The 11,725-nt window shown below is 65.1% G+C and carries 9 protein-coding genes; 2 read left to right on the top strand and 7 right to left on the bottom strand.

The window, feature by feature from the left end:
* Window positions 1-17: 17 nt before the first annotated feature.
* The gene (cysS, locus tag HUW43_RS15300) at window positions 18-1,505 is read left to right on the top strand and encodes a cysteine--tRNA ligase (RefSeq protein WP_188238202.1); all 1,488 of its coding nucleotides are present in this window, start codon (window positions 18-20) and stop codon (window positions 1,503-1,505) included.
* A gap of 48 nt (window positions 1,506-1,553) precedes the next feature.
* Window positions 1,554-2,498, top strand: coding sequence for a D-2-hydroxyacid dehydrogenase (locus HUW43_RS15295; RefSeq protein ID WP_188238201.1), 945 nt, complete (start codon window positions 1,554-1,556; stop codon window positions 2,496-2,498).
* A 58-nt stretch (window positions 2,499-2,556) separates the two neighbouring features.
* Here the strand turns inward: HUW43_RS15295 and HUW43_RS15290 are convergent, their stop codons facing one another.
* From HUW43_RS15290 to pyk, 7 genes are all read right to left on the bottom strand, one after another.
* The gene (locus tag HUW43_RS15290; RefSeq protein WP_188238200.1) at window positions 2,557-3,405 is read right to left on the bottom strand and encodes a metallophosphoesterase; all 849 of its coding nucleotides are present in this window, start codon (window positions 3,403-3,405) and stop codon (window positions 2,557-2,559) included.
* 41 nt (window positions 3,406-3,446) lie between these two features.
* On the bottom strand, window positions 3,447-5,381 hold the full coding sequence (locus HUW43_RS15285) for a cytochrome c3 family protein (RefSeq protein WP_188238199.1): 1,935 nt from the start codon (window positions 5,379-5,381) through the stop codon (window positions 3,447-3,449).
* Between the two features lie 10 nt (window positions 5,382-5,391).
* On the bottom strand, window positions 5,392-6,273 hold the full coding sequence (locus tag HUW43_RS15280; RefSeq protein ID WP_223181574.1) for a hypothetical protein: 882 nt from the start codon (window positions 6,271-6,273) through the stop codon (window positions 5,392-5,394).
* Window positions 6,273-8,723 carry a cyclic nucleotide-binding domain-containing protein gene (locus tag HUW43_RS15275; protein ID WP_188238198.1) on the bottom strand — a complete coding sequence of 817 codons (2,451 nt, stop codon included), beginning with the start codon at window positions 8,721-8,723 and terminating at the stop codon, window positions 6,273-6,275. The genes HUW43_RS15280 and HUW43_RS15275 overlap by 1 nt, the downstream gene beginning before the upstream one ends.
* 432 nt (window positions 8,724-9,155) lie before the next feature.
* A complete protein-coding gene (locus tag HUW43_RS15270; RefSeq protein ID WP_188238197.1) occupies window positions 9,156-9,929 on the bottom strand; it encodes an arginyltransferase in 774 nt (257 codons plus the stop codon).
* Window positions 9,930-10,012: 83 nt separating this feature from the next.
* Complete coding sequence (locus HUW43_RS15265; protein ID WP_188238196.1) at window positions 10,013-10,231, bottom strand: hypothetical protein; 219 nt, start codon at window positions 10,229-10,231, stop codon at window positions 10,013-10,015.
* Window positions 10,228-11,682 carry a pyruvate kinase gene (pyk, locus tag HUW43_RS15260; protein WP_188238195.1) on the bottom strand — a complete coding sequence of 485 codons (1,455 nt, stop codon included), beginning with the start codon at window positions 11,680-11,682 and terminating at the stop codon, window positions 10,228-10,230. Before pyk ends, HUW43_RS15265 begins: the two co-directional genes overlap by 4 nt.
* Window positions 11,683-11,725 lie beyond the last annotated feature (43 nt).

Genomic DNA, 11,725 nt, shown 5'->3' with positions numbered 1-11,725 from the left:
GGGCATGGGCGCGGGGTATGACCGACGCCCCATCCCCTGCCTCCGGCGCGCCGCTGCGGCTGTTCAACAGCCTGACGCGCACGCTTGAAGAGTTCCGGCCCGTCCACGCGCAAGAGGCGCGCGTCTACAGCTGCGGCCCGACGGTCTATAACTATCCGCATATCGGCAATATGCGCGCCTATGTCTTTGCCGACACGCTGGGGCGCACCCTGTCGTTCAAGGGCTACAGGCTCACCCACGTTATCAACATCACCGACGTCGGTCATCTGACCGACGACGCCGATGCGGGCGAGGACAAGCTGGAAAAGGCTGCCGCCGAGAAAGCGCAATCGATCTGGGACATCGCGCGCCATTATACCGAGGCATATTGGGCCGATGTGAAGGCGCTGAACATCCGAGGCCCGATGAAGGCGGGGAAACCCGAGGCCGCGCACTGGTCGATCGCCACCGATTATGTCCCCCAGATGATCGAGTTTGCGAAAGCGATCGCCGACAAACATTGCTATGAACTGGATAGTGGCCTCTATTTCGACACCTCGACCGTCGCCGACTATGGCCGCCTCGCGCGTCATGCGACCGATGAAGGCGAAAGCCGCATCGACCCCGTCGAGGGCAAGCGCCACCCCGCCGACTTCGCGATCTGGCGCAAGACCCCGCCGGGCGAAACGCGCCAGATGGAATGGGACAGCCCATGGGGCCGCGGCGCGCCCGGCTGGCACCTCGAATGCTCGGTGATGTCCGAAGCGCTGCTTGGCTTTCCGTTCGACATCCACACCGGCGGCATCGACCATCGCGAAATCCACCACCCGAACGAAATCGCGCAGAACCAGGCGCACAGCTGCTCGGCCGACAGCGGCGCGCGCATCTGGATGCATAATAATTTCCTCGTCGAACGCAGCGGCAAGATGAGCAAGAGCGCGGGCGAGTTCCTGCGCCTGCAATTGCTGATCGACAAGGGCTACCACCCCCTCGCCTATCGCCTGATGTGCCTTCAGGCGCATTATCGCAGCGAGCTGGAGTTTTCGTGGGAGGGGCTGGGCGCCGCGCTGACGCGGCTCAAGCGGATGGTGATGGGCATAGAAAAGCTTCGTTCGGCAACCGGCGGAGAGGTTTCTCCGACGACGCTGACGCAAGCCAAGGTAATACAGGGCTCTTTTGACGAGGCTGTCAGCGATGACCTGAGCATCCCGAAAGCGTTGCCGTTGATGGAACAAGTCATCGAAGCAAAGCGCCTGCCTGCGTCTCTCCGGCTTCATCTGGTGGACGAAATGGACAAGGTGCTCGGCCTTGAGTTGCTTAGCTTAAAGCGCACTGACCTCCGTATCCGCCCCAAAACCGCTACCATCACCGAAGCCGAAATCGAAGCCATCCTTGCCCGCCGCAAGGAAGCTCGTGCCGCAAAGGACTTCCCCGCCTCCGACGCGCTGCGCGACGAACTCATCGCCGCGGGGGTCGAGGTGATGGACGGCGACCCGCTCGGCTGGGACTGGCGGCTGGAGCCATAGAATATCCTCCCCATCGACTTGCGATGGGGCGGACAAGAAGGATCGAATATGACCAAAACCGTCACCGTCCTGTCGGGCCTGATCCGTCCCCTAGTCGAAAGCCGCCTTCCCGACTGGGTCGAACCGCGCTTTTTCCAGTCGAAGGAGGAGGCGATGGCGCTGGCGCCGCACGCCGAAATCGGCTGGTTCGACATGTATGACAAAAAGGACATGGCCGCGGTCATCACCGCGGCGACCAACCTGAAATGGCTGAACTCGATCTACGCGGGGGTCGACGGGATGCCGCTCGATCTGCTCAAAAAGCGCGGCACGGTCGTCACCAATGGCGCGGGGATCAACGCGATCACCATCGCCGAATATGTCGTGATGGGGATGCTGACCGTCGCCAAGGGATATCGCGAAGTCGTGCGCGCGCAGGAACGCCGCGAATGGCTGACGGACTCGCCGGGCAAGGTCGAGCTGTTCGGATCGAAGGCGCTGCTCCTCGGCTATGGCGCGATCGGCAAGCTGGTCGAGGAACGGCTGAAGGGCTTTGCGGTCGAGGTCACCGTGGTGCGCCGCACGCCGGGCGAACATATTCTGAGCCCCGACCAGTGGCGCGCGCGACTGGGCGATTTCGACTGGGTGATCCTGGCGGTTCCCGCCACCCCCGAAACCGATGGCATGATCGGCGCGGCGGAACTGGCGGCGATGAAGCCGACGGCGACGCTCATCAACATCGCGCGCGGCAGCGTCGTCGATCAGGACGCGCTCGTCGCCGCGCTCGACGCGCGGCAGATTGCCTCCGCCTTCCTCGACGTCACCACCCCCGAACCACTCCCCGTCGACGACCCGCTGTGGAGCCTCGACAACGCGCACATCACCATGCATCTGTCGGGCCGCGCGCAGGACAGGATGTTCGTGCGGTCGGCAGAGCGGTTTCTGGATAATCTGGACCGTTGGCACAAGGGCGAGGCGGTGGAACCGCGGGTGGACCTCACTTTAGGCTACTGACATCCCGGTTCGTCATCCCGGCAAAGGCCGGGATGACGGATAATGCCGGTCCCGGCGTTCAGCCCGGTCGCTCTGCCTTCAGCTCGCGCACCAGCGGCTGCAACCGTTCGTCATATTTGGCCAGCATGGTGTGCGCCCCCGCATGGTCGTAAAAGCTTACCAGTTCGCGCCCGTTCCAGCGATGGAGCGCATAGGCGGGGTCTTCGGCGACGATCATGGGCCGGTCGTCGGGATGGTTTTCGTCGATGGGGCGAAGGTCGAGCGACACCTGCGGCGCGGTCGATGAGCAGATCGCGATCGTCCGCCCCTCCCACGCCACCGTCACGCTGCGGTGGAGATGCCCGCAGATAAGGCCGCGCACCTGCGGATGACGCCGCACGACATCGGTAAAGGTCGCGACCCACGGTTCGTCGGGGTGCGTGTTCATCCATTCGATCCCGCTTTCGACCGGCGGGTGGTGCATGACGATATAGGTCGGCTTGACCGGCTCCCTTGCCAGTTCGGTGTCGAGCCACGCCGCGCGGCGCGCGCAAAAGGCGCCGCCGTGGCGTCCCTCTTCCAGCGTGTCGATCGTCACCAGCCTGAGTTCGGGCAGCTCGATCGTATATTGGACAAAGCCGTTGCCGTCGTCGAACCCCGGAAAGCGCGCATGGAAATTGTCACGCAGATCATGGTTGCCGACGCTCGGCCACACCGGAAAGGGACAGCGCGAAAAAGCGGTCGCAAGACGGCGATAGCTGTCGGCGTCGCCGCGGTCGGTGATGTCGCCGGTGGCGAGCAACAGGTCGGGGCGGTTCGGCCCCTCGATCAGCACGTCGAGCACCTCGTCGAGGCGCTTGCGATTATATTCGGCCGGATTGTCCGGATCGAACCCGATATGGATATCGGTGATCTGGGCGATCAGCATATCCGTCCCCTGCTGTCACCGGCTGGTCCCGGCCCGATAGTTCACCCGCCCCGTCTTGCCGCGTGCAAGGCGGGTGTGCGCCAAGTCACACGATAAAGACCGCGCGCCGCGGTTCCTGTGATCGCGCTCACACCCGCACTAGCATCCGCGCGTTTATTTGTAATTGCCGCGCTGTTAACCCTCCGCTGACGGTTGGGCACCCACGGCTTGCCGCCGTCCGAATGATATTCGTGGCACATCGCGCACGGCGATTCGGTCGCGGTTTCGACCTTCACCAGCCGCGCCCCGCCCTCGCCGACATGGCAATCGCGGCATTGGCGCAGGCCGGGAACGAGCAGGTCGGTCGACGTTTTCGACGCGGACGCCGCGATATGGCAATCGGCACAGGCGGTTTCCTGGTGCGCGTCATGGTCGAACCAGCCCTTTTGCAGAAAGCGCGGCGTCTGGTTGACCGCCGCGACGCGCCAGCTGTTCCCGGCTGCGGGCGCAAAGATGGTGTGGCAGTCGTAGCACGCGCCGCCTTTTGAAAAGACCGCGCGCACCGCGTCCTCTGCCCGGCTCGGCCGCACCGCCACCTCGTTGAAATAGATGTTATAGACCTGCCCCTCGGCATAGGCGCCCGGCCGCCGCCGCTGCATCCCGCCGAGCTGGAGCGGCCGCGACGGCGGGGTCGAGCGATAATAGGCGGTGAGGTCGGCGACGACCTGGGCCGGTTCGCCGTGGCGCAAGGTTCGCGTCACCCCGCCGACCGTCTCGAACGCCAGGCTATGGCACATGGCGCAGTCGCGTTCCATCTCGACCGGCTTGATGCGCACGCCGTCGGCCTCGACGCGATGGCAATTTTCGCATTCGAGCTTTTGCCCGAAATCATGCCGCCCGCGGAAGCTTGCCGCCATGCGCGCCACGCCGCCGGTCGCCTGAAGATGCAGGTCGTGCGGAAACTTCAGCCCGTTGTAATCGACCGTCGCCTTGCCCGGTGCAGCGCGCGCCAGCGTCGCCCCCGGCGCCGCGCGAACGAGCGGGCGAAACTCTGGGTGGCCGGTGCCGAAATCGCTCGCATCGGCCAGCATCGTCGGAAACCCCGCGCTTTTGAGCCGTCCCTGCATTCCGTCATGGCAATCGGCGCAGAAGCTTTGCGGCGTCGCCGCCATCGGCCCTGCCCCTTCATGTTCGGTGTGGCAATCGACGCAGCGCCCCTGCGGCCGGTTGAACGCCTCGCCGACGTTGGCGAGGAATCTGTCGAATCCGCCCGTCGGCGCGCGCGCCGCAAGCAGCATCGCGGTCGGCGCACCCGCGTGCGCCATGCTCATCGCCTTGTGCTCGCCGGTGTGGCAATTGACGCAGGCCGTGTCGGTCACCGCGACGAAGGGCTCGACATGGCACGACTGGCAATCCCTGGTCAGATTGGCGTGCGCGCTTGACAGCGGACCCGAAATCCATGTGCGGTCGGCGTGGAACGTGCCCGGCCGCTCGGCGACCTCGCGATAGCTGTGCCACGCCCAGATCGGGCCGACCAGAAACGCAAGCAGCATGAGCAAGCCAAAGGTCCACGCGCTGACGCGCTTGCCCGGCATCACGCCCGCGAGCGAAAAGGCCCTTACCTCGTCGACGTCCTTCGACGATTGCGACAGTTCGTCGATCCGCTCGACGAGCAGGATGATCTTGTCATCCTCGCGCGCGATCGTCAGCCGGTGCCCGCCGAAACGCAGCTCGGCGCCCGCGCCGCTGTCGATATCGGCGACGGTTTCGGTGCGGCCGTTAAGGTCGAACCCCAGCCCTTCCCGCGCCGTCACCCGCACCATGCGACCGTCGCCGCTGCTGATCGTCGCATGGTTCGGGTTCACCGCCAGATCGGCGACATGGATCGTGTTTGCGCTGTCGCGCCCCAACGTGATCGTGTCGCCGGGCAGCGCCTGGTCACGGACGATCTGCTTGCCCGTCTTGGTCGTCGCGATGCGGCGGAGAATGAAGCTCATCGCCTGCGCCTCACCAATAGAAAAAGACGCTGACGATATGCGCCGACAGCGCCGCGATCAGCGCAAAGGTCAGCGGCACATGCACATAAAGCCAGATTTCGAGCAGCGCGCGCAGCCGCAGATGTTCGCGCAGCCGCGCCAGCGCCGCCTCCTTTTGCGACAACAGCTGCACAACCTTCACCCGCGCGTCGGCGTCGCCGCCCTGCGATGTCGCCAGCGCGCGGCGCGCCGCAGCGGTGGCGCAGTCCGGATAGCGGCCGCGCAGACGCGCCCACGCGCCGCCCGCAAAGGGATCCTGGTCGAGCGAGGCGAGCACCGCGGCGCTGTCCGCCGGGGTCAGCGGCTGCGCGGCGCTGTGCAATTGGCGGTCGAAGGCGCGGATCGCCTCCAGCATCTGCATCTGCGTCATCTGCTCGCGATTGTTCGACAGCGCGGCGGGCAAGGTCGCATAGACGATGACGCCATAAAGCCCCGACAGGATGACAAGCATCATCAACGCCCAGGCCAGCGTGTGGACATTCCAGCCGAGCTGGAACCCCGTGTGCCAGGTGCCGATGACGATCAGGCTCAGACCCAGATAGACATGCGCCGACGTCCAGGCTTTCAGCGACCAGTAATCGCTCGTCATCCGGCGCTTGCGATAACCGAGCGCGGTCAGCCACAGGATCAGCAGCGCGCCGATCGTCCCCAGCGTATAGCCATACCAGCTGCCGCCATTGTGCCGCGGCGTCACATCGACCAGAGCATAGGAAAGGATGATGAGCAGGCACAGCCCGCCCGAAATCTTTGCCCAGCGGAACCCCGCATAGCGCAGGAAGCCTTCGTGCCGGCGCTCGCGCACCCGCTCGGTCTGGGTCGCGCGGTTGCGGCGTCGCTGAAACAGGCTCGCCATCAGTCGGTCGCCTCGTCGAGCCGCGCGATCGACAGAAACTCTTCGGGCGACACGCGGATCGCGGCGCCCGTCGGGCAGGCGCGCACGCACGCTGGGCCGCCGGCGATGCCCTTGCACATGTCGCATTTGACCGCGATCTTCTTGGGCTTCTCGTCGCCCAATTGCTTCCTTGTCCATTTGGGCGAAGGTTCGCCCGGCCCCGGCCCGCGCCCGAGCAGCAACCAGCTCAGCAGCCCCGGCTTGGGCGGCGGCGCCGCCTCCATGCGGATCACGCCATAGGGGCAGTTGCGCATGCAGTTGCCGCAACCGATGCAGCCCGGTTCCATGAACACTTCGCCGTCGGGGCCGCGGTGGATGACGTTCGGCGGGCAGTCGGCCATGCAATGCGGATGCTCGCAGTGGCGGCAGCTGGTGGGGACGTGCAGATGCGCAAAGGTCTTGCCCGCCTCGCGGTCGAGCCGCGACAGCCCTTCGTGGCTGTCGGCGCACGCTTTTTCGCAATTGTCGCAGCCGACGCACAGATTCTCGTCGATGAGCAGCGCGTCGGTCGCCTCGCCCAACCCCTCTTTCATGATAAAGCTGGCGGTGTCCGAATAGAGGTCGACCGCGCTCGAATAGCTCGCCTTGCGCGACTCGATAAAGCTGTTCATCGCCGCACGTTCGGCCACCGCGGCCTCGGTTGCTTCGCGCACCTGCGGCCGCGCCGCGAGCATCTTGCGGAAACTGTCACCGGTCAGCTTGATGACCTCGCTGCCGACCGCCGCCTTGACCGTGGCGTTGCGCGGCTGGCCGCTCAGCACCCCCATTTCGCCGAAGAAGCTGCCCGCGGGCAGATAGCGCAGGAAGATCGGTTTGCCGCCGATGTCCTTTTCGACCACCATCGAACCCGACCGGATCACATAGACATCGTCACCCTGTTCGCCCTCGGTCAGCACGGCCTTGCCCGCGGGGACGCGCTCGACCTCGGCCGCCTCGACGACCGGGGCCAGATCCTCGGCGGTCAGCCCGCCCTTGAAGATTTGCAGCAACTGGCGTTCGAGCGAAATGCGGTTGATCGCGCGCTTCGCGCCCGGCACCGCCGCCATCAGCTTGAGCGCCGCGGTGCGCGACACTTCGACGAAAATGCTGTCGGCACCCGCGCGGATCGTCGCGCCGCGCTTGCGCCCCGAAATCAGCCCGACTTCGCCGAAAATCGACCCCTGTTCGATCGGCACGGTAACGCCGGAACCGACCTCGACCGCGGCAAAACCATCGGCGATCGCGAACAGTGACGACCCCGGTTCGCCCTTCTCGAACACCACCTCGCCCTTGCGATAGAAAGCGACCTTCGAATCGAGCATGAACTCGCGCATCTGGAGCGGCGAGACATCGGCAAAAATGCTCACCCGTTCGCGCAGATAGTCGAGCCATTGGCTCACCGATTTCTGCTGCGGCAACCCCGCAAAGATCGCCGCCAGATCCTTTTCGTCAGCGGGGGTCAGCGCCGTGTTGCCATTGATGAACTCGACGACGTCATAACCCTGGTTCATGCAATGCTTGATCAGCGGATAGCCCGCGAGCGCGCCGATCACGAAAATGCCGGGCACCGTCGATTCAAAGGTCGGCGACAGCTTGGGAAAGGCCTCGCGGTCGGGTCCGGTGAACTCGATCCCCATCGATTCGACGAAGGCGCGCGGCGCAACCGAACCCAGCCGCGCGACGATGACGTCGCACGGGATGCGTTCCTCGCCATCGGGGGTGTCGAGCGTCAGCCAGCCGGGTTCGACTTTCTTCGGCTGCGTCTCGGTGCGGATCGCGATCAGTCCGTTTTCGCCCGCTTCCATCAGGTCGGAGACATTCTTGGCCTTGGCGCGCGCAAAATCCCTGGATCGGTTGAGGATGGTGACCGTGTTTTCCAGCGCTTCCTCGGCCACCCCCAGTGCATTTTCGATCCCCGCGTCACCCGATCCGACGACGGTGATATGCTTGTCCTTGAAATCCTCGGGATCGTCGACCTGATAGATGATGTGCGGCAGGTCGTAGCCTTCGCAGCGCAGGCGGTTCGGATTGCCCTGTGTGCCGATCGCCAGCACGATGTTTTCCGCGTGAAAGACATCCCCCTGCGCGGTCTTGATTGCGAACGCGCCCTTCTCGCCCGTTACCTCGGCGACGTCGGCGCGATAGACCACATTGACCCCGTTGTTCGCTGCATCCTCGTCCCAATTGGCGAGGATATGTTCGCGCGCGCCTTCCGCAAAGCGGCAGTCGGAGCGGAGATCAAGGCGTTCGGGCGTTGCGAGCACGCGCTTGCCCTTTTGATATTTGAAGATCGTGTCGGAAAGATGGTCGGTCTTTTCCAGCAGAATGTGGCTCATCCCCAGCTGCGCTGCGCGTGCCGCGGCGCTCAGACCCGCCGGCCCCGACCCGATGATCGCGACCTTTACGCGTTCAAGAGGGGCCGCCTCGCTCATGCGCGCGCGCCTTCGCGGGCGGAGCGAGCATCCGCGAACAAGCCATCGGCGAACGCATGTTCGGGCATCCCATTTCCCCCAATCGCCCACCCCTGAGCGATCACCAACACTGGATGCGACCCGGACTTATGTCCTGACGGCAAGCTATGCCCTTGAAAGCGGGAAAAGGTCAACCGCAAGCGGCGAGAAACCGTGCTGCGAACCCTTGGCAACCGTTTTGCGGTCAGAGGAGGCGGATCGGCCATCTGAAGGCCGCTGATGACGGGATGCGGTGGTTGGAAGAATCGCTCTCTCCCATCAGGGGAGAGATGCGGGGGCTTGCCGGCTTGTCCTGCTAGCCGCCGTTGAGCGGGGGCAAGGTTGCGCGCCCAACCCGCTCCCCTGAAGGCGAGAGCGCTTGACGGCCGCTTCCCGCTCCAAGGCCGCCGCCGATCAAGCCAATTCGAACATCGCCGCGATCCGTTCCGACGGCGTCGGTTCAAAGCGCGACCAGCCATCGGGGCCGAGCTTCTCGAGCGGGCGGAAGCGCGCCTTATAGGCCATGCGCGCCGACCCCTCGATCCAGTAACCAAGGTAGACGTAGGGCAGCCCCGCCTTCGCCGCGCGCTGCACATGGTCGGCGATGATATAGGTGCCCAGCCCCTCGCGCAGCGGATGATGCGCGTCGAAGAAGCTGTAGATCATCGACAGGCCGTCGCTCTGCCGGTCGGTCAGGCAGCAGCCGACAAGGCGTCCCTTGCCGCCGCCCGCGACGGGTTCGCGATATTCGACCATATAGCTGTCGACCGGGGTCTGCTCGACCATGTCGGCGAAATCCTGCTCATCCATGTCGGCCATGCCGCCATCGGGATGGCGCGACGCGAGATAGGCGCGCAGCAAGGCATATTGCTCCTCGGTCGCCCATGGCTTGCACGCCGTGACGACCAGATCGCCGTTGCGGCGCAGATTGCGTTTTTGCGAATTGCTGGGAGTAAATTCGCGGGCGCACACGCGCACCGACACGCACGCCGAACAATCGGCGCAGCTCGGGCGATAGGCGACCGACTGGCTGCGCCGGAACCCGATACGGCCCAGCGCGTCGTTGAGTTCCGCCGCATTGTTTCCGCTAAGCTCGGTGAACACCTTGCGCTCGGTCTTGCCCGCCAGATAGGGGCAGGGCGCCGGGCTGGTGACGAAAAAGCGCGGAAAACGGAACGGTGCGGACACGCGGACTAGACCTCCGAAATGGCGATGCGGCGCCCCCCGACGCGGGCCCGGCGCGCTGTTTGCACCAACTATGCCGCGCGGCGTCAATGGTGCAAAGACCATTTACCATTTTTAGTCGTGCCGATCTGAATCAGCTCCATTTTTTTGTGAATCGCGCGGTAAGGATTGTGCCGGAGTGAATCAGAAATGCCGATGGGTTTCTGCATCCCGGCGAAGGCAGCGATCTCGCCCGTGCGGGAAACCGACAGGCGAAGATTCCGGCATTCGCCGGGATGACGGATAAGGTGCGAGCGACGATTCAACTATATCCGCGCAATTCGTCGCCGGTCAGCGTCGCGACGTGCAGCACATTGGTCGACCCTGGCGTGCCGAACGGCACGCCCGCCATCATCACCAGCTTTGATCCCGCCTTGCCGATCCCGTGGCGCAGCGCCATGCGCTTGCCCTTGGCGATCATCTCCTCGAAGCTGCCGATATCCTTGGTCGGCACCGCGTGGGCGCCCCACAGCAACCCCATGCGCCGCGCCGCCTCTTTCCTGGGTGTCAGCACAAGCAAGGGCGCGCCCGGACGCTCGCGCGCGACGCGGCGCGCGGTCGAACCCGATGCGGTGAAACAGATGATCGCGTCGGCGGCGATCGTCGTGATGATGCTGCCCGCCGCCTCGGCCAGCGCGTCGGCGGTCGTCGCATCGGGCTGAGTTTCCGTGAAATGGAGGCGGCGGAAATAATCGGGGTCGCTTTCGACCGAGCGCGCGATCATATCCATCATCGCGACCGCTTCCACCGGCCACGCACCCGCCGCGGTCTCCGCCGACAGCATGATCGCGTCCGCGCCATCGTACACCGCCGTGGCGACGTCGCTGACTTCCGCGCGCGTCGGCGAGGGCGAGACGATCATCGATTCGAGCATCTGCGTCGCGACAACCACCGGCTTGCCCATCCGCCGCGCGGTCGCGACGATGCGCTTCTGGAGCGGCGGCACGGCTTCGGGCGGCAGTTCAACCCCCAGATCGCCGCGCGCGACCATTGCCGCGTCGGCAAGCTCCAATATCTCCTCGATCCGCTGCACCGCCGACGGCTTTTCGAACTTGACGAGCAGCGCCGCCTTGCCGCCGATCAGCCGCCGCGCTTCGGCAACGTCCTCGGGCCGCTGGACGAACGACAGCGCGATCCAGTCGACATGCTGTTCCAGTGCGAAGGCCAGGTCCTTGCGGTCCTTTTCGGTAAGCGCAGCAAGCGGCACCACGACGTCGGGGACGTTGACGCCCTTGCGATCCGAAATCTTGCCGCCGACTTCGACCAGCGTTTCGATCCGCTCGGCCGATACGCTCTTCACGCGGAGCACCAGCTTGCCGTCGTCGATGAGCAGCCGCGTATCGGGTTCGAGCGCCGCGAACAGTTCGGGGTGCGGCAGATGAACGCGACTGGCATCACCGGGCGCCTTGTCAGTGTCGAGCACGAACGCCGCGCCCTTCACCAGCTCGGCCGGGCCGTCTCTGAACGTCCCGACGCGCAGCTTTGGTCCCTGCAGGTCGACGAGGATCGTCGTCGGCCGCCCGGTTTCTTTTTCGAGCGAGCGGATCGCGGCGATCACCTGCGCATGGCCGGCATGGTCGCCGTGGCTCATATTGACGCGAAAGGCATCGGCGCCCGCGCGGTGCAGCGCGGCGATCATCTCGGCATTGGCGCTCGCGGGACCAAGCGTCGCCAGGATACGCACCTTGCGCTGGCGGGGGGTAAAACTCTGGACCACGATTGCTCCGCTTGCCTGTTTGCCGTTACGGTGTGCAGGGCAT

Origin of the sequence: Sphingopyxis sp. LK2115 (assembly GCF_014595975.1) — a bacterium.
Taxonomy (GTDB): Bacteria; Pseudomonadota; Alphaproteobacteria; order Sphingomonadales; family Sphingomonadaceae; genus Sphingopyxis.
The sequence above is the reverse complement of the archived record's forward strand: the minus strand, read 5'-3'. Positions and strand labels throughout refer to the sequence as shown.